Here is a 21,555-nt window from a genome sequence, read left to right on the forward strand (position 1 = left end):
AATAATGCTAAAACACTTCAATCACTGCACTTTTAATTCTTTTTCTTGATGGATTTGTATAAATAGCTGTTGTTTGTATAGAACTGTGTCCTAATAATTCTTTTATTACAGTAATATCTACATTTTTGTAAGATAAAGATTTTGCAAAAGTATGTCTTAGATCATGAACATTAGCTTTTATATTTAGTTTATTGTAAATAGATTTTAGCATTCTATAAATTTGTGATCCATCCATTTGTTTTCCTGATGAAGTTTCACATATAAATTTATATTCTTTTTCAATTAATTCATTAAGTTCAAAGTTTATAAGAGATTTCTTTATAAAAACCTCTCTTTCTTTATCACCTTTTCCAATTAAATAAATAACATATGTTTCTTCATCTTCTTCTTTAAAATCAGATATTTTGAGATTAATCATTTCTTGTTCTCTAAGCCCACAAAATAAAAATATTTTAATAATTAGAGAATTTCTATAATCTGTTATTTTATTGCTATTTATAAGCAAATTATCTAAATATTTTAATAACATATCCTTTTCATTCTGTTCTAAGCCTTTTGGTATTCTTTTAGGTATATTTATATTTAAATCAAATATTTTACTAAAATCGTATAATTTATCTTCATTTTCACTTTCTATATATTTAAAAAATGTTTTTAGGTGTACAAATAGAAGTTTTTTTGTAAATGGAGATATTTCTCCTTGTTTTTTCAAATTACTGTTTTTATATTCAAAATAATTTAAAATTGTTGATTTTTTTGTTTCTTTTATATTAAAACATTCAAATTCTTCTTTTATATAGCAAATAAATGAATTTATAGTATTTTTATAAGATATTATTGTGTTTCTTGATTTATTTGTTATTTGTAGAAGAGATATAAATTCTTTTAGATACTTTTCTAACTCTTTAGTTCCAATATTTTGCATTTTTTACTTCCTTTATTTTGTATATTTGTCTAAATACAATATTATGTATAGTAATAATGTATATGGTTTTACTACTTTAAATAAATTATATATATTTAATATTGATTTTATAGCTTATATAAACATAATATAATATTGTATTATATATAAAATATTCTAAAATATATATAATAAGTATACAATTTAAAGAAATATTAATAAACTATACATTAATATTGTATATATTAAATATATAAAGGATATTAATGGAAAATATACATAATGGTGAAGTTAATATACAAAAGCTTGAATCATTAAATAAAGTTAGTATAAATAAAGAAAATGAAATGAAAGTTATAAAAATATGTATAAATGAGGATACATATAGAAAAATCAAGTCTTTTGGAATTTTATTAGGTTTAGAAGATAAAGAACCTATTTTATTAGGAACTTCAATAACAAAGCTATATGATATGTCAAAAGAAAAGATATATCAAGATTTTGTGTAAATATATATGTAGAAGATGTTAATATGATTGAAGAAAAAGAAAGTTTATATAATATAATGCTCAATGCTTTAATTAGAAAATATGGTTTGATGTTATCTTCTTCTCAAGTAGCTGAAGCACTTTCTATTAGTACTAGGACATTAGATGAAAGAAGAAAATCTGGAAGAGATTGTCCTGAATATATAGAAACAAATGGTGGAAGAGGAATATTCTTTCCTGTTCAAAAAGTTGTTGAATATCAAATCCAAAAATCTGAAAGATGTGTAAAAATTATAATAAATTAATTATGTTTTATTGTTTAATCAGTGATGTATTTTTTTAACCCTATCTTTTAAAATAAGAACATTAAGAAACATATAACATAATAGAATTTTATGTTTATTGTGTAATTTTAACCATTGATGTGTAAATATAAACAAAAAAATAACGAAATGTGACAAGAATGTGACTATATTTATGTACAATGATTAAATAATTAATTACACAAGAATTTAAATATGAAACTATTACATAGCTCAGATTGGTATCTTGGTCAAAATTTTATGGGGAAAAGTAGGGCTGACGAGCATGAAGCTTTTCTTTTTTGGCTTTTAAATATTATAAAAGAAAAACAAGTTGAAGTATTACTAGTGTCTGGAGATATTTTTGATACAGGAACTCCACCAAATTATGATTTAGAACTTTATTATAATTTTTTAAAAGAACTATCGAATATTAAAACACTTATTACTACTATTATAACTGCTGGAAATTATGATTCAGTTTCAACTCTAAAAGCACCAAAACAACTTTTAGAAGTTTTAAATGTTCATGTTATAACAACTGGTGATGAAGATGAAAATGTAATTATTCCTATAAATAAAAATGATGATTTAATATCTATTGTTTGTGCTGTTCCATTCTTAAGAGATAGTGTTATTCGAGAATCATTAAGTGGAATAACAATAAGCGAAAAAGAGAAATTAACAAATAGTGGAATTAAAGCTTATTATGAACATAACTATTTGCTAAAAGAATATGGAATTGTACAAAGTATGAGTCGAAAAGGGAATTGTCATGATAATGCAGTAGCAGAGAGTTTTTTTCATACTTTAAAAACAGAATTAATTAATCATGAAATATACCATACAAAAGAACAGGCAAAAAGATCAATATTTGAATATATAGAAGTGTTTTATAATAGAGAAAGATTACATAGTTCAAATGATAATTTGTCTCCAGTAGAATTTGAAGAGAAACAAAAATTGTTACAAAAAGAAATGGTGGCTTAATCCTTTATCTTTTTTGTATGTTTTTCTGTTGACAGATCAATAATGATGTTACAAAATAAAAATAGAGGAAAAAGTATGGAATTAGTTTATTTATGGGTTGAAGAATATAAAAATATAAAAAATCAAGGTTTTAACTTTTCTACAAAATTTAATTGTAATTTTTATGCAAAGTTTGATGAGAATAATCAATTAGAAAACTTTTGTAAATTAGAAATTAATCGAACTAATATTAATAGTATTTTTCCTGAAAAAATAAATCTAACTGCAATAGTTGGAAGAAATGGCTCAGGTAAAAGTAGTTTACTTGAAATTTTATCTAATAAATATAGTTTAGTTGAATATCAACGCCTATTTTTTGTTTTTTTTGACTCAGATAAAAATTTGTTACAATTATGTGGTGCTAAAAAAGAACATAAAGGTTGGATTGAACTTTCTGAATTAGATAATCAAAATAAATTTAATATTTCAGTGATTGAGGATATTAGTGTAATAGATGATACAAAAACAATTTATTTTAGTAATTTACTCAATGAAAATGATTTAGGATTGCCATCTTTTTTTGTAGATAGAAGTTATAGTAATATGGTTAATATCTCTACAAGTCATTTATTAAATCAAAGAAAATTAATAGAAACAAAAATACAAGCTATAAATTCAGAATCAATGACAGGGTTCGATAAAGTATATCGTTCTTATAGAATACAACAAATTCAATCTGCCATAATTGCAATTCAAAATGGATTAAAACTACCTTTTGATATTCCAGAGGAACTTGTAATAAGAAATATTAATTTTGAAGGCTTATTTGAAAGATTGATAAATGATTCAGATAATGAAAGTTTTAGAAGAATATTAGAAGTAATCAAAAATAATAATAGCAAAAAAACAATATTTAAAAACTATTTAAAAATGAATTTAGTTGTTGATTTATTATTAGAGAATAGAGAAGCAATCAATCCAATGTCTAGTATATTATCTGAGATTGTGCTTAACCAGAAAATGGGAAGTAGTTTAGAACAATTTTATGATAATGTAGAATCAAGTTTAAAAATGTATTTTGAAACTTATCCTTACATAAGAGATTTCTTTAAAAATGCTAATAAGTTAATATCTCAAATAGATGAAGTAACTAAAAATATTCAATTGAAACATAAAAATTATGAAATAGTATTAGACATACAATCAACAGATTTTAGTTTTTTAGAAACATATGAAAAAATAATACAACAATCAGAATATTTCTGGAATATTAGTTGGAGAGGTTTAAGTAGTGGAGAAGAGACTTTTTTATACCAATTTAGTAGATTTTATTTTTTAAAACAAAATTATAAAGATAATCCATTTATGAATTTAAAAATAGATAATAAACTAGTTAATAATATTATCTTATTGATTGATGAAGGAGAAGTTACTCTACATCCTGAGTGGCAAAAAAATTATATAAGCTATTTAGTTGAGTTTTTGAAAGAAAACTTTACTCAAAATATACATTTAATATTAACGACGCATTCTCCATTTATTTTATCTGATATTCCAAATGAAAATTTAATTTTTTTAGATAAAGTAGATAAGGATACAAAAGAAAAATATCCTAATTTGGATATTGATAATTTAGAATATGGGATGTGTGTTAATGTTAGCAAAGACATTGAAATAAAAACTTTTGGTGCAAATATTCATACTTTACTCACACATGGCTTTTTTATGGAAAATGGACTTATGGGTAAGTTTGCAAAAGAAAAATTAGAAAGTATTTTAAAATATTTAACAAAAGAAAAAGATTCTATAGATTTATCTAAAGTTGAAATAAAATATATAATAAATTCAGTAGGAGAAGAATTATTAACAAAGAAGCTTCAAAGTTTATATAATGATTTTTATCAAGTAGATAAAACAAATGAAGAATTTTATTTGGAACGAATTGCTGAACTTGAAGCTAAGTTAAAAGTAAAAAATCATGATTAATATTCCTATTGATACTAATAATATAAACTTAAGAAACATTCACTATAGAAATATAAAAACTCAACTTGAGAATTTTTTAATTGATAAAATAAATTTACAAGCTATTGGACCAAATGAATATCAGTTCTTTCAATGGTTAATAATTAATTTAGATGATATATTAATAGGAAGTGTTACAAGATTACGGGAATTAATTAATGAATATAACACTTTACTATCAACATTTAATATCCGTCAAGGATTTAATTATAGAAAATTGACGATTAAGGAAATTTGTAAAATTCTTGATGAAAATAGTATTAATTATTCAAAAAAAGAAAAAAAAAGATACTATAGAAAACTTTTGATACAAAACAGACGTCAACAGCAAATAATAAGTTTAAATTATATTTTGAAATTACAATACAATAGTTACTTTTACAATGATTTGGAAGAAATATTTATAAAATTTTATGAAAAAGAATGGGATAAAATTAGTGTTTATACTAGATACACTTTTGTAGAAGCCCATAATTTAAATACATGTCCATATTGTAATAGAAATTATATATTTATAGTAAACAAAACAAACAACAGATTACGACCTGAAATAGACCATTTTTTTCCTAAATCTTTATATCCATTTTTAGCAATGAGTTTTTATAACTTAATTCCAAGTTGTCAAATTTGCAATCATACTAAAAAGGATAAGGATGCATTTGAAGATAATCTTATAAGTCCTTATGAGATTAATTTTCAAGATTTTAAATTTAAATATAAACCTAATAATATTAATTTTTATCAAATTCAAAAGAAAACATATGATGAAAAAAGATTTGAAATTATTCTTGATAAATTAAATGGAGTAAATACAAATGATGAATATTTTAAATTAGAATTACTTTATAAACAACATAAAGATATTGTATTGGATTTGCTAGTAAAAAAGGTTATTTACAATAAAACATATATCAAAGAGTTGAAAGAGAATTTTAAATTTACAGATTATGAAATTTACAGGTTTTTACTATGTAATTATTTAAAGGAAAAAGATTTTCATAAGAGACCTCTAAGTAAGTTAATCAAAGATATTAGTGAAGATATTGGATTATTGTGAACCTATACAAATCCCTCTACACAAAAGGCATTGAATACCCCAAAGCACTTTGGCTTAAAAATATAAGCCAAGTGTACTTGCACAACCTTATGAGTCAATTAAAGCCATATTTGATACTAGTATAATACTAATATTTTTATTATATAGGTAGTTATAGGGTATATAAGAAAAGAATTTATTCTTCTTTTAAACCTTTTCTCATTGCTTCAACTACCCTATTATCAGCCTTTGTATTTGTAAATAATTCAAATGCTAAAACACCTTGATACAAAAGCATATCTTCACCATCTTTTATTTTATTATCTAAATTTTTGGCAAGAGCTAGGAATGGTGTCATTTTCCCATATATACAATCAAAAGCAAAAGATGATTTACTTAATATATTTTCTAAAATCTCTTTTGGTACTGGTAGAAAATCATCTTTTAACCCAGCACTTGTAGAGTTTACAACTAAATCAAACTTTTCATTTTTGAAATTGTTTTTTTCAAAATCATCAAAAGAGAAAGATTTTATATTGTGATTTTTAAAAAACTCTAATTTCCCTTGACTTCTATTTAAAACTGTTACATTGATGTTTTTTTCTTGTAAAGCTAAGGCTATTGCTTTTGCTGTTCCTCCAGCACCTAATATTAGTACATTATATATTTGTCCAAAACTTTCAATAGCTTTTAAAAATCCAGGTGCATCAGTATTATATGCTACAATCTTACCATCCTCTAAAATATAAGTATTTACAGCTTCTATTTTTTGTGCTATTCCTTTTACAATGTCAGCATTTTTAAATGCTTTTTCTTTGTGAGGAACAGTAATATTCGCTCCACTATAAGCATTTTTTAGAAACTCTTCTTTTATTAAATCACCATTTTTTAAGTGATACTTTTCATAAAATCCATTAAAATTTAAGTATTCAAAACCTGCGTTTTGCATTTGTGGAGATTTTGAGTGAGCAACTGGGTCACCAAATATACAAAACTTTTTCATAAATTACCTTTCTTTGCATAAAAATTAAATATTGGAAAATCTCCATAATCTCTTTTATAAATAAAAACTCTTTCATATAAGAATTTAATAAATCCTACTTTTAAAGATATTTTTTCTAATTCCTCTTGTGTAAATCCAAAGTGATAAACTCCAGTATTATTGTGTTTTTTATGAAAAGTTCCATCTTCTTTTTCTAAATCATTTACACAAAGATAGCCACCTTTTCTCAAAGCTTTAAAGCTCTTTTCAAAAAATATTTCAAGATTTTCTATATGGTGAAGAGACATAGAAATAACTATTAAATCAAAACTATTTTCTTCCAAATTATCATTTGAAATATCATGTATTTGAGCCTTTATATTTAATAAGTTTTTATCTTTTGCTTTTTTATTAAACTCTTCTACCATTCCAGTTGAACTATCAAGACCTAAAACTTCATTTGAACTATTTACTAAATCAAAAGCTATTAGTCCTGTTCCACAACCATAATCGAGTATATTCTTTATTTTTGAAAAATCTATAGTATCTTTTAGATGTTTTAAACAAGCTTCGCTTTTATCAAGACTTATTTGTTTCTTATCCCAGTCTTTTGCTCTTTCATCAAATCTACTCAAAATCTTATCCTTAAACAAATTTTGGCTAAATTATATCTAAAGCAAATAAAAAGAAGAAAAAATGAAAATAATTTATGATTTTACAACATCAAATGATGGAAATTTAGCTTTTCATGTTGGTGATGATGAAAAAAATGTAATAAGAAATAGACAAAACTTAGCTTTGAAAATGGGATATGACTATAATAAATTAATTTATATGAATCAAACACATGGAAACAATATTCAAATAGTTGATAAAAACTCTTTTAACCTTATGGAAAATTGTGATGGCATCATCACAAACTGTAAAAATTTACCACTTATGGTAATGGTTGCAGATTGTATTCCTATTTTAATGTTTGATGAAAAAAAAGGAGTTATTGCAGCTGTTCATGCTGGAAGAAACTCAACGTTTTTAAAAATAGTTCAAATTACAATACAAAAAATGATCGATGAATTTGATTGTAAAGTAGTAGATATAAAAGTAGTTTTAGGAGCAAGTATTCAAAAATGTTGCTATGAAGTAAGCTCTGAATTAGCTTTTATTGTAGAAAACTCTTTTGGAAAAGAGTTTGTAAATGGTAGAAATATAGATTTACAAGGAATAAATAAAAAACTTTTAATAGAAATGGGAATAACAAATATAGAAATATCATCTATTTGTACTAAGTGCTCAAACAAGCCATATTTTTCATATAGAAAAGATAAAAATACAGGACGATTTGCTGGAATAATTTTTGTAGATAGCTAAATTAAGAGCTTCTTTGATAAAATTATCATCAAATTATAATAAAATATTATAAAAAATGGAGTACACATGATAAAAATTACAAAAGAAGAAGCTTTAGAATACCACGAATTTCCAAAGGCAGGAAAACTTAGTGTTGAAACAACAAAAAGATTTAAAAGTAGACAAGATTTAAGTTTAGCTTATACTCCAGGAGTTGCATATCCTTGTGAAGAGATTAGGAATAATCCATTAGATGCTTATAAATATACAACAAAAAGAAATTTAGTTGCAGTTATTTCAAATGGAACAGCAGTTTTAGGGCTTGGAAATATTGGTGCATTAGCATCAAAACCTGTTATGGAAGGTAAAGCTGTATTATTTAAAGAGTTTGGAAAAGTTGATTCTTTTGATATTGAAGTTGAAGAAAAAGATATTGATAAATTTTGTGAAGTTGTAAAAGCAATAAGTCCTACTTTTGGAGGAATAAATCTTGAAGATATCAAAGCACCAGAGTGTTTTGATATAGAAGATAAACTTACACAAGAACTTGAAATTCCAGTTATGCATGATGATCAACATGGAACAGCTATAATTACAAGTGCTGCCCTCTTAAATGCAAGTGAACTTTTAAATATAAAATTAGAAGATATGAAAATAATTGTTGTAGGAGCAGGGGCAGCAGGAATTGCAAGTGCTAAAATGTATAAAGAATTAGGTGTTAAAAATATAGCAATGATTGATTCAAAAGGTGTTATAAATAAGAAAAGAGATGATCTAAATAAATTTAAAAGAGAATTTATAAGTGATTATGATACTTTAGAAGAAGCATTTACAGATGCAAATATGGTTTTAGGACTTTCTCGTCCAAATAGCTTTACTTTAGAACATATAAAGTTAATGAATGACGAACCTATTATTTTCTCTTTAGCAAATCCAATACCAGAAGTTTTTCCTGAAGATATAAAAACTGTAAAACCAAATGCAATTATAGGTACAGGAAGATCAGATTATCCTAATCAAGTAAATAATGTTTTAGGTTTTCCTTTTATCTTTAGAGGAGCTTTAGATGTTCAATCAAGAATGATTAATATGACTATGAAAATTGCAGCTGCAAAAGCTATAGCTTCTTTAGCAAAAGAGCCGGTAACAGAAGAAATAAAAGCAATATTTGGAGATTTAGAGTATTCAAAAGATTACATTATTCCAACACCATTTGATAAAAGACTTTTTATAGAAGTTTCAAGTGCCGTAGCATTTGCTGCTGTTGAAACAAAAGTTGCTAGAGTAAAAGAGTTTAATTTAGAAAAGTACAAAGAAGAACTAAGAGCTAGTTTATAGAAAAGATGGTATTATCCAAACTTATTTTAAGTTTGGATAAATTATGGAACAATATATACTTTTAATATCTACTCAAGATGAAAAAGGACTTATTTATAATATTTCAAAAGTTCTTTTTGCAAATAATATAAATATTGAACAAAATGCTGAATATGTAGATCCAGAAACAAAGAATTTTTTTATGAGAAGTATTTTAACTGGGAAAATCTCTGAAAATATTTTATTAAAAGAATTAAAAGAGGTTTTACCTGAAGGGTCATTAATAAAATTAAATAAAAAGTCAAAAAAAGATGTTGTTCTTCTTGCTACAAAAGAGAGCCATGTTTTAGGTGATTTACTTATTAGATATGTTTCTGGTGAACTAAATGCAAATATAAAAGCAGTTATTGCAAATCATGATACATTAAAAAATTTAGTTGAGAAATTTGATATTCCATTTATCTGTATAAGTGCTGAAAATATAAGTCGCGATGAGCATGAATCTAAAATGATAGAACAAATATCTCAATTTAATCCAGACATTATAGTTTTAGCAAAATATATGAGAATTTTAACAGCTAAATTTGTAGAAAAATTCAATGGAAAAGTCTTAAATATTCACCACTCATTTTTACCAGCATTTATTGGCGCAAATCCATATAAACAAGCTTATGAAAGAGGTGTTAAAATAATAGGAGCAACAGCTCACTATGTAACAAACGATTTAGATGAAGGTCCAATTATATATCAAGATGTTGTAAGGGTTGATCATAGCTACTCTTGGGAAGATATGAGAAATGCAGGACGAAATGTAGAAAAAGTTGTATTATCAAATGCTTTTGAACTTCTTTTACATGATAGAGTTTTTGTTCACAGAAATAAAACGGTGATTTTATAATGTTTAATATCGTACTTCATGAACCAAGAATTCCAGGAAATGTAGGAACTATTGGAAGATTGTGTTTTGCATTGGATTGTAAACTTCATTTGATAAAACCTTATGGTTTTGGTGAAATAACTGAAAAAGAGGTTCGTCGTGCTGGACTTGATTATTGGTTTGATTTAGAGGTTTTTGAGTATGAAAATATAGAAGATTTTTGGAATAAGAATCCATTTAATAGTAGACATTTTTTTGCTACAACAAAAACAACTAAAATATATTTTGAAGAAAAATTTGAAGTAGGTGATTATTTTTATTTTGGAAGAGAAGATGCTGGACTTCCTCAATATATTTTAAATAAAAGTATGAAAGCTTGCATAACTATTCCTATGACAAATAGTGCAAGAAGTTTAAATATGGCAAATTCTGTATCAATCATAGCTTACGAAGCTTTGAGGCAAAACTTCGTAAATTTTACAATTAAATAACTTTCTCACTTTTTTTAATAAGTTTAGCAATAGCTTGAAGTTTTTTTTCAAGCTCCTCTTTCTTTTTAATCTCTTTTATATCTAAAGCTTTAATTTCTTCTTTTATTTTTGCTCTTTTCTCTTTTAAATCTTCAATTATTTTTAAAACTTTTTCTTCTTTAGACTTTTTTAAATCTTCTTTTTTTAAGTATTTTTTTACTTTATCTATAATTTTACTTAGTTTCATTGTTTGTTTCTCCTATTTGTTTTAATAAGTCATTGTGCATAAATAAAATATTTGCAACTTCTACAAGTTTTTTCTGTATAGAATAACCTGTTGCACTATCATTCATATAAGATGTTGCCATAGTTGCTTTTATTTTATCTTCCCTAATCAATGAATCTATTTCTTCTGAACTTGCTAAGTCATTTTGTGTTAATTCATTTTTTATAACTTCAAGTTGAGTTAATTTATCAGCATCATTTTCTAAATTTGCTAATGTATTAATATCAATTAAAATTTCAGCAATTTCTCTTCTTAAAATATTATACTCTTCTTTTATATATTCATTTTTACTTTTTAAATAAAAGTTTACATTTTTCTGAATATCTCTTGTATCTTTTAAAACTTCAACAATTAATGAGGCACTCCTCTTTAATTCTCCCATTTCTGTGTGTTGAAAATCAAACATATTTTCTTGTGCAAAAGATGAATATTGAATAATCTCACTATAAAGAGACTTTAAATTTGTTTGATATATCTCATCTAAATTTGTATCAATAATAGTAAAATCTTTTGCAATTTGAGTTTGTAAACTCTCTTTTGTAAGATTTGTTGTGTGAAAATTTAGTGCATGAAGCATTGCTTTTTGGCAATTTTCATATAAATTTATAATCTCTTTTCTAATAGATACCAAAGCAGCATCAGGGTTTTGAATAACTGATGGATTAAGATATTTTGGTTTAGAAGCTGAAGATACTTTTTTCTTAATAAGTTTTTCAGATAATCTTACTAATAATGGAATAAATGGTGTTAAAAGTAAAATTCCAATTGCACTAAATATGGTATGGAATAGTGCTAGTTTCATTCCATAGTTTTTATCACTAATTCCTAAATAAGGTGCTAAGAAGTCTACCAAATCTTTAAAGTTGAATATAAATATTGTTATAAATGTGGCAGAAACAATATTGAAAATAAAATGAACTAAAGCAACTCTTTTACCATTTTCATTTGAAGTAAATGATGCCAATATAGCTGTTAAAGTTGTACCAACATTTGCTCCAATAGCTAAAGCTAAAGCATTTACATATGTGATACTATCCGCATTTAAAGCTGTAATAACAATAGCTAAAGTTGCTGCACTTGATTGAATTACTACTGTTACAATAATACCAATTAGAATATAAACAATAATTCCAATATAACCATCCATTGCATAAGAGGCTAAATCGATAGAATTTTTCATAACATCGAAACCATCTTTCATATATGCAATTCCAAGGAAAATAAAACCTAAGCCTAAAAGCACATTTCCTGTTCCTTTAGAAGTATTTGATTTAAAAAATCTTAAAATTACACCAAATACAATCATAGGGAAGGCATAAGCAGATATTTTTACATCAACTCCTAAACTTGAAACAATCCAAGCTGTTGTTGTACTTCCAAGGTTTGAACCAAAAATAATTCCTATCCCTTGTACTAATGTTAGTAACTCAGCACTTAAAAAAGATATTACAACAAGTGAAATGATAGTTGAACTTTGAACTATTGATGTTGATAAAAATCCAGTTAGAATAGCATATAAAGTATTACTAGTAAACTTCTGTAAAAGTTTTTCTAAAATACCACCTGAAAGCTGTTTAAATCCATCTTGCATAAAAAACATACCAATTATAAATATGGCAATACCACTTAAAATAACAGTAAAGTTTTCATAAGCAACAACTACATACCCTAAGAGTATTAAAATAAAAGAAATAAGAATATTCTTTACCAAATCAGTTTCCTTTAAAATATTTGTAAAATAGAAAGATTATACCTAAAAATCAATTAATAGTAATAAGCAATATTTTGTTAGAATTATCAATAAAATAATATTTTTTAGGAAAACAGTAAAATTATGTATAAAAAGTATCAAGCAGATTTAAAATTAGCAAAAGACAAATTAGCTACTATTAATTTTAATTTAGAAAAAGATGATGATTATCATGCTGTTTTTGGTGATGGTTCAGTTTGGAAAATAGAATTAAATGGTAAGTGGTATGATGATTACTGTTATATTTGTATAAAAAATGAATCTGATAAAGATGTTATTTCTGCAAAAAAAGGTTTGCCTATATGGATTTTTATGAAAATATTTGGAATCGAAACAAAAAATAGGACAACACAAGAAAAAATAGATTTTATTCTTGCATATAAAGATAAAATTTTTGATGATAATTTTAAATATAGACAGATGTTTGATTATTTAAAAAATAGCAAGGGAATGTAATGAGTACAATAGATGTATATATTTTAATTATTTCTATTTTTATTATGTTATTTGTTATAAAAAAATATAATGTTTTAAGGACCATATCCTATGGTGGAAGACTTGAAAGAGATTTTAGAGATTGCTATATTATTAGTTATCCTAAAAAAGATGAACTTCATAATAAGGGAGAAGTTTTTGATATAAATATTGAAGAATTTTTTAAATTAAATCCTAAATTAAAAGGTAAAATACCTATTGAAAAAAGAGAAGGTATTAGAAGTTTAGATGCTTTAGATATTAAAATGGAGATAAAAGAAAGAGATAGAATTAAACAAAAGTATTCTCATTTGACTAAACAAAAAAGTAAGAAAAAAAATAAAGAAGATGTTTAATATTTTAATATTAGAAGATGACTTGCTTTTTGCAAGTACTTTAGAAGATATATTGATAGAAGAGGGCTATTTCGTAGATTTAGCAAAAAATTCTAAAGAGGCATTAGATTTTAACTATGAAAAAAATTATGACCTTTATTTATTTGATATAAATTTATCTGGACAAAATGGCATAGAACTATTAAAAGATTTAAGAGATAGTGAAGATTTAACTCCAACAATTTTTATAAGTTCATATAAAGATAAAGATATAATTAAAAATGCTTATATAAATGGTTGTGATGATTATATAAGGAAACCTTTAGATTTAGATGAACTTCTTCTTAAAATTAGAGCTATTTTGAAAAGATTTAATAAAGGTTTAGAAACTATAAAATTAAAAGATGATCTTTTTATTGATCCAATAGAAAGAAGAGTTTATAAAAATAATTTAGATTTAGAAATACCACAAAAAATTGTTGAACTTCTTTTGATTTTTTTAGAAAATAAAAATAAAATTGTGACAAAAGAGATGATTATACAAAGACTTTGGAATACTTCTCAAAATTATAGTGAAGGTTCTATTCGAGTATATGTAACAAAAATTAAAAAGTTACTGAATTGTAAAGATTGTATAAAAAATATAAAATCTATTGGTTATAAATTTGAACTTTAAAAAACTATATTTTTTTATATCTATAACTATAATTTTTTTGATAACACAAGTTGTAACTTTTAGTTTATTCTATTTCTTAGTTTATAAACTAGAATTTTTTAAATCTGATATTTGGACTATTGTATTTTTTTCAATTTTTGAACTTTTAATCTTTTTTTTACTATCGAAAGAAGTTTTAGAACCAATTTTTAAAAGTGAAGATAATATTAAAAAAACTATTAAAAATACCCTTCATGAGTTGAATATTCCAGTTTCTACTATAAAATTAAATTTAGATTTATTAAGGGATTTAAAAGAAGAAAAACATTTAAAAAGAGTAGAAAGAATAAAAAAAGCAAATGAAAATCTAATAAAATTATATAATAATATGGAATATGAGTTAAAAAAAGAGTTAGAAAAAGTTGATTTAGAAGAGTTCTATTTTGAAGATGCACTTAAAAATTCTCTTGAAAAATTTGAAGAACAACTTGAGAAGATAACTTTGGATATAAATATAGAAAATCCTACTATTTATTGTGATTATTTTGGTTTTATTATAGTTTTAGATAATCTTTTATCAAATGCTATTAAATATAATTTAGATAATAATCCATATATTAAAATAGAGCAAAAAGATTATATATTGTCTATATATAATCATGGAACACAAATATTACCAGAGAATATTATGTTGGTTTTTGAAAGATATTTCCAAGAAAATTCTTTAAATAAAGGCTATGGAATAGGGCTAACAGTCGTAAAAGAATTTTGTGATAAGTATAAAATATCTATAAATATTAATCCTCAAGAGCAAGGAAACACTATAGTATTAAATTTGAAAAATATTATAAAGTAAATAAAGATGAGCAATTCTGCTCATCTTTATTAAAAAGAGTATTTTAAATTTACATATCCATATCTACCTGGATCATTAAACAATATTTGTTCTCCACCAACCTCAACAAATCTAATATCTTGATAAGTATTTGTAGAGTTATAAACTTTATCAAATAAATTATCAACTCCCAAAGTTAATTCAAAGTTTTTAAATAACTCTTGCGAATATTTTAAATTCACAACAGTATATCCAGCTAACTCTTGCTCTTTAGCACTTTCATCAAAATCTTTCCATCTATCAACAGCTATTACTTCTGCTTTAAATTTTGCTTGTTGGTATTGGTAGTTTAAAGCTAAATTTGTTTTTAAAGGTGGGATTTCTGCTAAATCTTTGTCCTTTCCACTATAATTTCCATCTTTTTTACCTTTTAAGTAAGCAAGACCAAAATCAAATGAAAAATTATCTGTAAAGTAGTAATATCCACTAATATCCGCTCCATATATTTTAGCATCTATATTTTCAAAAATTCCACTATTGTAAATATAATCTTTTAATTCAGAATAGAAAATCTTTGGTCTTATATTTAAGTTTCCAATATTTGCTTCATATCCAAAATCTATTTCATAGTTTTTTGTTTGATTTAAATTTGGATTTGAAGATGTTGTTTGTTGATAAAGTTCTCTAGCATCTGGAACTCTTGAAGATTTACCAACACCTGCAAAAATTTTGTTTTGTTTATTTATATTGTATGTACCAAAAATATATCCATTGAAGCTTACAAATTTTTTATCATCTACATTTGGTCTTTGTGTTTGTATATCTGTATAGTCATATCTAAAACCAGTTTCTAAATCAAAAGAAGCAAATGATTTTTCTAACTTAGTAAAAGCTGCTTTATTATTTGTATCGGTATCATACATTTTATTCATAGTTGGATTTGGAGTAGTTACACCAGTATTTCTATTTGTCATATACATTCCACCTTCCCAATTTCTTCTACTTGTATCAATTCCAAAAGTTAGTAAAGAATCAGCAACTTCTAAAGAGTTTTTAACTGTTGCTCCCCAAATTGAAGTTTTTAAGTGGTTTGTCATATAAGTTGGCATTGCTCCACCATTTCTTAATTGTCCACTCATAGGATGATCTACTTTTGAGTAGTAATAATCTAAATTAAGTTCTTTTGATAATCCTCCTAACTCTCTAATAGTATATCCAATAGTATAAATATCACTATCGTCATAATCGGCATCCATAGGTCCTGCTGGATATAATACTCCATCACTTCTATTTGCTGTATATGATAGTTTTAAATCTTGATTATCTGTTAGATTAAATTGAAGTTTTGATAAAACACTTTTTTTCTCAAAAGCATCAATATTTGAATTTTTATATTGTGTAGCTAATGGAACATCTTTTTTTATTTGCTGCTCTAAAAAGTTATCACCATTTCCATCTTTATATGCTTTACTTTTTTCAATAGAAGCCGAAATCAAAGCTTTTATTTTGTTATTACCTCCACTAACAGTTGTACTTGCTTTTTTATATCCAAAACTTCCAGCATTTAGATTTATTTCACCATTTATTCCATCTTTTGGTTCAATAGTTTCAACTTTTACTAATCCACTTAAAGTTCCAAAGTTTTCAACATCGTAAGGACCTTCTATGATTTTTAAACTTTCTATATTATTTGTTAGAATATGAGAAGTTGGTGGATCCATTCTATTTGGACAAGCTCCATATATTTTTGCACTATCTATTAAAACATTAATATTGTCTTTTTTTTGTCCTCTTAATATAATATCATTTGCAATACCATTTCTTCTAACAATGGAGATATTAGGAGAACTCTTAATCAAAGCTTCTGCTAAATCTGCACTTTTTAACTCTTCCTTGCTAATATCATTTATAAGCTTTGAATTTGTCTTTTCAACTATACTAATCTCTGTTAAAGTTGTAGTTTCGTTGGCAATTAAAGAATTACAAATTATTAGTGAATAACATATCTTTCTCTTCATTATATTTTCCCTTTTTTTGAATTAAGGAAATTATTTCTAAAATGTGTTAATTATCTATAAATTTATAATAAAAACTATTTTTAATTTACACTAAACTATAATATAGAAATTTATAAAAAGGGCTAAACATGGAACAAAGTATTGTATTTGCTATTGCAATAATATTTTTTGCAATAGTAATAATATCAAAAGGTGTAAAAATAGTATCTCAAGCAGATTTATATGTCGTTGAAAGACTTGGGAAATTTCACAAAGTTTTAGATGGAGGATTTCATTTAATTATTCCTGTAATAGACAAAGTAAGAACTATTTTAACTTCAAGAGAACAATTAGTTGATATTGAAAGACAATCAGTAATTACAAAAGATAACGTTAATATCTCAATTGATGGAATAGTTTTTTGTAAAGTTGATGATGCTGTTCAAGCAACTTACAATGTTATGAATTTTAAACATGCAATAGCAAATCTAGCTATGACAACTTTAAGAGCTGAAATAGGTGGTATGGATTTAGATGATACATTATCAAATAGAGAAACATTAAATGCAAAACTTCAAACAGAACTTGGAAGTGCAGCTGCAAACTGGGGAATAAAAGTAACAAGAGTTGAGATAGCAGATATTTCAGTTCCACCATCAATAGAAAAAGCAATGAATATGCAAATGGAAGCTGAAAGAGAAAAAAGAGCTATTCAAACAAGAGCAGAAGCTCAAAAAGAAGCTCAAATTAGAGAAGCTGAAGCATATAAACAAAGTGAAATATTAAAAGCTGAAGCAATAGAAAGAATGTCAAATGCAAAAAGATATGAACAAGAACAAATTGCAGCAGGACAGCAATAAGCTATGAGATTGATAAATATATCAATGAGTGAAAATGAAAAAGCAGCAGAGTTTTTATTAGCAAAAGATAGAGTTGCTGCTTTTAAATCTTTAGCTGAAAGTAATTCAACTGATAAAATGATTTTACCTTATGATGTAACATCTATGATTGGTTCAACATCTGTTTTAGGAGATTCATTTTTCAAAGGAATAAGTAATGCAAACACTAATAACTCTTAGTGCATTTGATTTTTATATACTTTTTGCAATGGCAATTATTTTAATAACTTTAGAAATATTTTTATACTCTTTTGTTGTTATTTGGTTTGCTTTAGGATTTGTTATAGTTGGGTTTATAAGCCTATTTTATCATTTTGAAAGTGCAATATGGCAATTAGCAATAGTTTCTATAATATCTTTAATATTTCTATTTTTATATAGAAAAAAACTTTTGATTAGGTTCGCAAAATCACAAAGAGTAGTAAAAGACAATTTTTTTGATGAAAAAGGTATAGGTGAAATAAAAAATTCTAAAGTATTTTATAAAGGAACTTTTTGGGAAATTGATTCTTCTTTAAATGAAAATGATTTTATTGAAAGAGAGAAAGTTGAAGTCTTAAAAATCTCAAATAATCAAGCTTTAATAAAAAAGAGGTAATTTACCTCTTTTATTTGAAGATTATTTTAAAGTAGCTTTTAATTCGTTTACTATTTGTGCTGATTCTACATCACCTAAAGCTGCAGCTTTTGAATACCATTTTATAGCTTCTTGTATATCTTTTCTAGTACCTTTACCTATTTCATAGATTAAACCTATATTATAAAATGCATCTACAAAATCTTTTTCAGCAGCTTTTTTATACCAAAACATAGCTTCAGAATAATTCTGAATAACTCCATGTCCTTCATCATACATACTTCCAATATTAAATTGGCATTGTGCATCATCTAAATCTGCACATTTTTTATACCATTCATAAGCTAATTTCAGATTTGGTGTTATTCCTTGATGGATTTGTACATTATCATATATAAATCCTAATTGATTCATTGCATCAAGTTTTGTAATTAAATCTGGACTATTTGTTGCTTTTGTATAGTATTCAATAGCTGTTTTATAATCTTGCTTATCATAAGCTTCATCTGCTCTATCAATATCATTAGCAAAAATATTTAAACTAATTAATAACACAAATGCTATAATTTTTTTCATAGATTACCTTTATTGTCGAAATTTTGTTTTCAATTATACAATAAAATTTAAAGAATTATTATGATTAAAAAAGAAAAAATAGTAATATATTATGATGAAGATTGTCCACTTTGTAAAAATTATGTAAATTATTTGAAGTTAAAAGATAATTATGAACTTATATTAAAAAATGTAAGAGAAGATAATAATGATACAAAAATTGATATAAATAATGGATTTATTGTAAGTTATAACAATAAATTTTATCAAGGTTCTCAAGCCTTAGAATTTTTAAATAGTATTGTAAATAAGAGTACAATTTTAGGAAAACTACATTTCTTTTTTAAATATGATAATATTTTCTCAAAGATTTTATATAAAACCTTATTTTTACTTAGAAAAATATCACTATTATTAATAGGTAAAAAATCAAAAATCTAAGATTTTAAAATTTTAAAATAATTTTCTCTACTTATTTCATAAGCTCCAAGACTTTCCAAATGTGGATTATAAACTTGACAATCTATAAGTTCTATACCATTTTCTTTTGCTTGATTACAAAGATGATAAAATGCTACTTTTGAAGCATCACTTACAAGAGAAAACATACTTTCCCCACAAAAAATATTATTTATCAATAGTCCATAAAGTCCACCTACAAGTTCATTATCTAAATATGTTTCAATAGAAAAAGCAACTCCTAATTTATGTAGATTTGTATATGCTTTAATAAAGTTATCATCTATCCAAGAACTGTCTTCGTGTTTTCTTTTTATGTTTGAACAGTTTTTTATAACCTCTTCAAAATTTTCATTTGATTTTACTATAAAGCCTTTATTTTCGATAGATTTTCTAAGGCTTTTTGATACTTTTATTTCATTTGGATACAATACCATTCTTTTATTTGGACTATACCAGTTTATATATCCATAATCATCAATAAACCAAGGGAATAATCCATTTTCATAAGCGTTTACAAGTCTTTGAGGATGAAAATCTCCACCTATTGCAACTAAGTCATCATTCATCATATCTAAAGTTGGAAAATCAAAGCTATTTTCATCTAAAAGCCAAATTTTATGTTTTTTATCTAGTAGTTTCATATTTATATTTTATATCAATAATGCTAATATCCAAATTTTAAAGGAAAAAGAATGAAAAGAATTGATGCATATTTATCAAGTTTGGGATATTGTTCACGAAGTGAAGCAAAGAAATTTTTAAAGATGAATGAAGTTTGTATAAATGAAAATAGGGTTTTTAATACTTCATTAAAAGGAAATCATAAAGATATTACAGTAAATGGTGAAAAATTAGATGATGAAAAACTACTTATTTTACTTCATAAACCAAATGGGTATATTTGTTCTCACAATGATTCTGGAAAATTAATATATTCACTTCTACCACAAAGATGGCAAAATAGAAATCCGAAAATATCGACTATTGGAAGATTAGATATTGATACAACAGGAGCTATTTTATTAACAGATGATGGAGAGTTGAATCATAAATTATCAAGTCCAAAAAATAGTATTTCAAAAATATATGAAGCAACTTTAGAAAATCCTTTAAGTTCTGATATTATAGATATTTTTTCAAGTGGAGAGATAATTTTAAAAGGAGAAGAAAAACCTTTAAAAGCAGCAAAATTAGATATTTTAAATCAAAATTTAGCAAGATTAGAGATAGTAGAGGGAAAATATCATCAGGTAAAAAGAATGTTTGCTTATGTTGGAAATAAAGTTTTAAAACTTCATAGAGTAAGTTTTGATAATTTTAAAATTGATGATTTAAAAGAGGGTGAATATAAGCTAATTCCTATTAAAAGAATTTAGCTTTTATTTTGTTTTCTAGTTCATAAACTGTTTCAATAGCTTCATCTATATAATTAGAAAATCCCCAATTTACTAATAGAGAATCAACTCCAGCATTTGTTGCTGCCATAATATCTTTTTTAGAATCTCCAATTAATTGAGCATTTTCTTTTTTTATATTATGAATATCTAAAATTTTATTTATCATATCTGGATTTGGTTTTGGTTTTTCAACATCATTGTATCCCAATATAGAAGAGAAATAGTGATTTATTTCAAGATGATTTAACATCTTATTTGCATAAACTGAATTTGCATTTGTTGCAACTGCAAACTTAAATTCATTTTTTAGATTATCTAAAAGATTTTTTATTCCATCATATAATACCAAATCAGTTAAACAATGTTTGTTGTAATAATCCTTAAAAAGTTCTTCTTGATTTTTTGTAAATTCTTTTGTTCCATAAAAGAATTCAGCACTATTTATATTTGGATCATTCACATTTTCTAAAATATAATTCCTTGGCATTGGCTCAAAACCTAGATTTTCTCTTACATAATTTACTGTATTTGCAATAGCATATCCACTATCAACAAGTGTTCCATCCATATCAAAAATAATTAATTTCATAAAATTGTCCTAAAATATTTAATAAAA

General features: G+C 24.6%; 24 protein-coding genes and 3 pseudogenes. 18 read left to right on the forward strand and 9 right to left on the reverse strand.

What is annotated here, in order from left to right; all coding sequences use genetic code 11:
- Positions 1–7: 7 nt before the first annotated feature.
- The gene (locus ALANTH_RS05915) at positions 8–925 is read right to left on the reverse strand and encodes a tyrosine-type recombinase/integrase (protein WP_026807750.1); all 918 of its coding nucleotides are present in this window, start codon (positions 923–925) and stop codon (positions 8–10) included.
- A 245-nt stretch (positions 926–1,170) separates the two neighbouring features.
- Between ALANTH_RS05915 and ALANTH_RS05920 the strand changes: the two genes are divergently transcribed.
- From ALANTH_RS05920 to ALANTH_RS05940, 6 genes and pseudogenes are all read left to right on the forward strand, one after another.
- A complete protein-coding gene (locus tag ALANTH_RS05920) occupies positions 1,171–1,413 on the forward strand; it encodes a hypothetical protein (protein WP_026807751.1) in 243 nt (80 codons plus the stop codon).
- 23 nt (positions 1,414–1,436) lie between these two features.
- Entirely contained in the window at positions 1,437–1,697 is a 261-nt protein-coding gene (locus ALANTH_RS05925) for a hypothetical protein (RefSeq protein WP_026807752.1), read from the forward strand.
- 213 nt (positions 1,698–1,910) lie between these two features.
- A pseudogene (sbcD, locus tag ALANTH_RS11420) lies at positions 1,911–2,393 on the forward strand (exonuclease subunit SbcD); the annotation flags it as partial.
- A 27-nt stretch (positions 2,394–2,420) separates the two neighbouring features.
- Positions 2,421–2,684: pseudogene (locus ALANTH_RS11425) on the forward strand (IS3 family transposase); the annotation flags it as partial.
- A 75-nt stretch (positions 2,685–2,759) separates the two neighbouring features.
- A complete protein-coding gene (locus tag ALANTH_RS05935) occupies positions 2,760–4,649 on the forward strand; it encodes an AAA family ATPase (RefSeq protein WP_026807753.1) in 1,890 nt (629 codons plus the stop codon).
- Positions 4,642–5,745, forward strand: a complete 1,104-nt coding sequence (locus tag ALANTH_RS05940) for a hypothetical protein (RefSeq protein ID WP_051583627.1) — start codon at positions 4,642–4,644, stop codon at positions 5,743–5,745. Before ALANTH_RS05935 ends, ALANTH_RS05940 begins: the two co-directional genes overlap by 8 nt.
- Before the next feature lie 175 nt (positions 5,746–5,920).
- Here ALANTH_RS05940 and ALANTH_RS05945 read toward each other — a convergent pair whose 3' ends face one another.
- Together ALANTH_RS05945 and ALANTH_RS05950 are read right to left on the reverse strand one after the other, a co-directional pair.
- A complete protein-coding gene (locus tag ALANTH_RS05945; protein WP_026807754.1) occupies positions 5,921–6,727 on the reverse strand; it encodes a shikimate dehydrogenase in 807 nt (268 codons plus the stop codon).
- The gene (locus tag ALANTH_RS05950; protein WP_026804303.1) at positions 6,724–7,341 is read right to left on the reverse strand and encodes a class I SAM-dependent methyltransferase; all 618 of its coding nucleotides are present in this window, start codon (positions 7,339–7,341) and stop codon (positions 6,724–6,726) included. Before ALANTH_RS05950 ends, ALANTH_RS05945 begins: the two co-directional genes overlap by 4 nt.
- A gap of 61 nt (positions 7,342–7,402) precedes the next feature.
- Here ALANTH_RS05950 and pgeF point away from each other — a divergent pair, with 61 nt between their 5' ends.
- The 4 genes from pgeF to ALANTH_RS05970 all read left to right on the forward strand — a co-directional run bounded on the left by pgeF (position 7,403) and on the right by ALANTH_RS05970 (position 10,738).
- On the forward strand, positions 7,403–8,074 hold the full coding sequence (gene pgeF, locus ALANTH_RS05955) for a peptidoglycan editing factor PgeF (protein ID WP_026807755.1): 672 nt from the start codon (positions 7,403–7,405) through the stop codon (positions 8,072–8,074).
- A 66-nt stretch (positions 8,075–8,140) separates the two neighbouring features.
- Positions 8,141–9,391 carry a malic enzyme-like NAD(P)-binding protein gene (locus tag ALANTH_RS05960; protein ID WP_026804305.1) on the forward strand — a complete coding sequence of 417 codons (1,251 nt, stop codon included), beginning with the start codon at positions 8,141–8,143 and terminating at the stop codon, positions 9,389–9,391.
- 43 nt (positions 9,392–9,434) lie between these two features.
- Positions 9,435–10,268: a formyltetrahydrofolate deformylase gene (purU, locus tag ALANTH_RS05965; RefSeq protein ID WP_026807756.1), complete on the forward strand. Its 834-nt coding sequence runs from the start codon at positions 9,435–9,437 to the stop codon at positions 10,266–10,268.
- Positions 10,268–10,738, forward strand: a complete 471-nt coding sequence (locus ALANTH_RS05970) for a tRNA (cytidine(34)-2'-O)-methyltransferase (RefSeq protein WP_026804307.1) — start codon at positions 10,268–10,270, stop codon at positions 10,736–10,738. The genes purU and ALANTH_RS05970 overlap by 1 nt, the downstream gene beginning before the upstream one ends.
- Here ALANTH_RS05970 and ALANTH_RS05975 read toward each other — a convergent pair.
- On the reverse strand, positions 10,731–10,964 hold the full coding sequence (locus tag ALANTH_RS05975) for a hypothetical protein (RefSeq protein ID WP_026807757.1): 234 nt from the start codon (positions 10,962–10,964) through the stop codon (positions 10,731–10,733). The genes ALANTH_RS05970 and ALANTH_RS05975 overlap by 8 nt on opposite strands.
- Entirely contained in the window at positions 10,951–12,714 is a 1,764-nt protein-coding gene (locus ALANTH_RS05980) for a Na/Pi cotransporter family protein (protein WP_026804309.1), read from the reverse strand. The genes ALANTH_RS05975 and ALANTH_RS05980 overlap by 14 nt, the downstream gene beginning before the upstream one ends.
- Positions 12,715–12,837: 123 nt before the next feature.
- On the opposite strand from ALANTH_RS05980, the gene ALANTH_RS05985 reads away from it, so the two are divergent.
- From ALANTH_RS05985 to ALANTH_RS06000, 4 genes are read left to right on the forward strand one after another with little or no spacing between them, the layout of a single operon-like run.
- Positions 12,838–13,209 (forward strand): hypothetical protein, encoded by a 372-nt coding sequence (locus ALANTH_RS05985; protein WP_026804310.1) that lies wholly within the window; start codon positions 12,838–12,840, stop codon positions 13,207–13,209.
- Positions 13,209–13,583: a hypothetical protein gene (locus tag ALANTH_RS05990; RefSeq protein WP_051488730.1), complete on the forward strand. Its 375-nt coding sequence runs from the start codon at positions 13,209–13,211 to the stop codon at positions 13,581–13,583. Before ALANTH_RS05985 ends, ALANTH_RS05990 begins: the two co-directional genes overlap by 1 nt.
- The gene (locus ALANTH_RS05995; RefSeq protein WP_026804312.1) at positions 13,576–14,238 is read left to right on the forward strand and encodes a response regulator transcription factor; all 663 of its coding nucleotides are present in this window, start codon (positions 13,576–13,578) and stop codon (positions 14,236–14,238) included. The genes ALANTH_RS05990 and ALANTH_RS05995 overlap by 8 nt, the downstream gene beginning before the upstream one ends.
- A 37-nt stretch (positions 14,239–14,275) precedes the next feature.
- Positions 14,276–15,073, forward strand: coding sequence for a sensor histidine kinase (locus tag ALANTH_RS06000; protein ID WP_148294938.1), 798 nt, complete (start codon positions 14,276–14,278; stop codon positions 15,071–15,073).
- Between the two features lie 29 nt (positions 15,074–15,102).
- Here the strand turns inward: ALANTH_RS06000 and ALANTH_RS06005 are convergent, their stop codons facing one another.
- Entirely contained in the window at positions 15,103–17,070 is a 1,968-nt protein-coding gene (locus ALANTH_RS06005; protein WP_026807758.1) for a TonB-dependent receptor, read from the reverse strand.
- Positions 17,071–17,198: 128 nt separating this feature from the next.
- Between ALANTH_RS06005 and ALANTH_RS06010 the strand changes: the two are divergent.
- Both ALANTH_RS06010 and ALANTH_RS06015 read left to right on the forward strand, forming a co-directional pair.
- Positions 17,199–18,128: pseudogene (locus tag ALANTH_RS06010) on the forward strand (SPFH domain-containing protein).
- Positions 18,106–18,546, forward strand: a complete 441-nt coding sequence (locus ALANTH_RS06015; RefSeq protein WP_026807759.1) for an NfeD family protein — start codon at positions 18,106–18,108, stop codon at positions 18,544–18,546. The pseudogene ALANTH_RS06010 and the gene ALANTH_RS06015 overlap by 23 nt, the downstream one beginning before the upstream one ends.
- Positions 18,547–18,567: 21 nt before the next feature.
- Here the strand turns inward: ALANTH_RS06015 and ALANTH_RS06020 are convergent, their stop codons facing one another.
- Entirely contained in the window at positions 18,568–19,101 is a 534-nt protein-coding gene (locus tag ALANTH_RS06020; RefSeq protein ID WP_026804317.1) for a tetratricopeptide repeat protein, read from the reverse strand.
- A 60-nt stretch (positions 19,102–19,161) separates the two neighbouring features.
- Between ALANTH_RS06020 and ALANTH_RS06025 the strand changes: the two genes are divergently transcribed.
- Positions 19,162–19,521: a DCC1-like thiol-disulfide oxidoreductase family protein gene (locus ALANTH_RS06025; protein ID WP_029888326.1), complete on the forward strand. Its 360-nt coding sequence runs from the start codon at positions 19,162–19,164 to the stop codon at positions 19,519–19,521.
- Here the strand turns inward: ALANTH_RS06025 and aat are convergent.
- Complete coding sequence (aat, locus tag ALANTH_RS06030) at positions 19,518–20,183, reverse strand: leucyl/phenylalanyl-tRNA--protein transferase (protein WP_026807760.1); 666 nt, start codon at positions 20,181–20,183, stop codon at positions 19,518–19,520. The genes ALANTH_RS06025 and aat overlap by 4 nt on opposite strands.
- A 51-nt stretch (positions 20,184–20,234) precedes the next feature.
- Between aat and ALANTH_RS06035 the strand changes: the two genes are divergently transcribed.
- The gene (locus ALANTH_RS06035; RefSeq protein WP_026807761.1) at positions 20,235–20,918 is read left to right on the forward strand and encodes a pseudouridine synthase; all 684 of its coding nucleotides are present in this window, start codon (positions 20,235–20,237) and stop codon (positions 20,916–20,918) included.
- On the opposite strand, the gene ALANTH_RS06040 is transcribed toward ALANTH_RS06035, so the two are convergent.
- Positions 20,905–21,528 carry an HAD family hydrolase gene (locus ALANTH_RS06040; RefSeq protein WP_026804321.1) on the reverse strand — a complete coding sequence of 208 codons (624 nt, stop codon included), beginning with the start codon at positions 21,526–21,528 and terminating at the stop codon, positions 20,905–20,907. The genes ALANTH_RS06035 and ALANTH_RS06040 overlap by 14 nt on opposite strands.
- Between the last annotated feature and the right edge of the window lie 27 nt (positions 21,529–21,555).

This window comes from Aliarcobacter lanthieri (genome assembly GCF_013201625.1).
In the GTDB taxonomy this organism is placed as follows: Bacteria; Campylobacterota; Campylobacteria; order Campylobacterales; family Arcobacteraceae; genus Aliarcobacter; species Aliarcobacter lanthieri.

Excerpts from the sequence above, each read along its gene's own strand:
- ALANTH_RS05915 (WP_026807750.1), bottom strand. The coding sequence starts at position 925 with ATGCAAAATATTGGAACTAAAGAGTTAGAAAAGTATCTAAAAGAATTT.
- ALANTH_RS05920 (WP_026807751.1), top strand. The coding sequence starts at position 1,171 with ATGGAAAATATACATAATGGTGAAGTTAATATACAAAAGCTTGAATCA.
- ALANTH_RS05925 (WP_026807752.1), top strand. The coding sequence starts at position 1,437 with ATGATTGAAGAAAAAGAAAGTTTATATAATATAATGCTCAATGCTTTA.
- ALANTH_RS05935 (WP_026807753.1), top strand. The coding sequence starts at position 2,760 with ATGGAATTAGTTTATTTATGGGTTGAAGAATATAAAAATATAAAAAAT.
- ALANTH_RS05940 (WP_051583627.1), top strand. The coding sequence starts at position 4,642 with ATGATTAATATTCCTATTGATACTAATAATATAAACTTAAGAAACATT.
- ALANTH_RS05945 (WP_026807754.1), bottom strand. The coding sequence starts at position 6,727 with ATGAAAAAGTTTTGTATATTTGGTGACCCAGTTGCTCACTCAAAATCT.
- pgeF (WP_026807755.1), top strand. The coding sequence starts at position 7,403 with ATGAAAATAATTTATGATTTTACAACATCAAATGATGGAAATTTAGCT.
- ALANTH_RS05960 (WP_026804305.1), top strand. The coding sequence starts at position 8,141 with ATGATAAAAATTACAAAAGAAGAAGCTTTAGAATACCACGAATTTCCA.
- purU (WP_026807756.1), top strand. The coding sequence starts at position 9,435 with ATGGAACAATATATACTTTTAATATCTACTCAAGATGAAAAAGGACTT.
- ALANTH_RS05970 (WP_026804307.1), top strand. The coding sequence starts at position 10,268 with ATGTTTAATATCGTACTTCATGAACCAAGAATTCCAGGAAATGTAGGA.
- ALANTH_RS05975 (WP_026807757.1), bottom strand. The coding sequence starts at position 10,964 with ATGAAACTAAGTAAAATTATAGATAAAGTAAAAAAATACTTAAAAAAA.
- ALANTH_RS05985 (WP_026804310.1), top strand. The coding sequence starts at position 12,838 with ATGTATAAAAAGTATCAAGCAGATTTAAAATTAGCAAAAGACAAATTA.
- ALANTH_RS05990 (WP_051488730.1), top strand. The coding sequence starts at position 13,209 with ATGAGTACAATAGATGTATATATTTTAATTATTTCTATTTTTATTATG.
- ALANTH_RS05995 (WP_026804312.1), top strand. The coding sequence starts at position 13,576 with ATGTTTAATATTTTAATATTAGAAGATGACTTGCTTTTTGCAAGTACT.
- ALANTH_RS06005 (WP_026807758.1), bottom strand. The coding sequence starts at position 17,070 with ATGAAGAGAAAGATATGTTATTCACTAATAATTTGTAATTCTTTAATT.
- ALANTH_RS06015 (WP_026807759.1), top strand. The coding sequence starts at position 18,106 with ATGCAAACACTAATAACTCTTAGTGCATTTGATTTTTATATACTTTTT.
- ALANTH_RS06020 (WP_026804317.1), bottom strand. The coding sequence starts at position 19,101 with ATGAAAAAAATTATAGCATTTGTGTTATTAATTAGTTTAAATATTTTT.
- ALANTH_RS06025 (WP_029888326.1), top strand. The coding sequence starts at position 19,162 with ATGATTAAAAAAGAAAAAATAGTAATATATTATGATGAAGATTGTCCA.
- aat (WP_026807760.1), bottom strand. The coding sequence starts at position 20,183 with ATGAAACTACTAGATAAAAAACATAAAATTTGGCTTTTAGATGAAAAT.
- ALANTH_RS06035 (WP_026807761.1), top strand. The coding sequence starts at position 20,235 with ATGAAAAGAATTGATGCATATTTATCAAGTTTGGGATATTGTTCACGA.
- ALANTH_RS06040 (WP_026804321.1), bottom strand. The coding sequence starts at position 21,528 with ATGAAATTAATTATTTTTGATATGGATGGAACACTTGTTGATAGTGGA.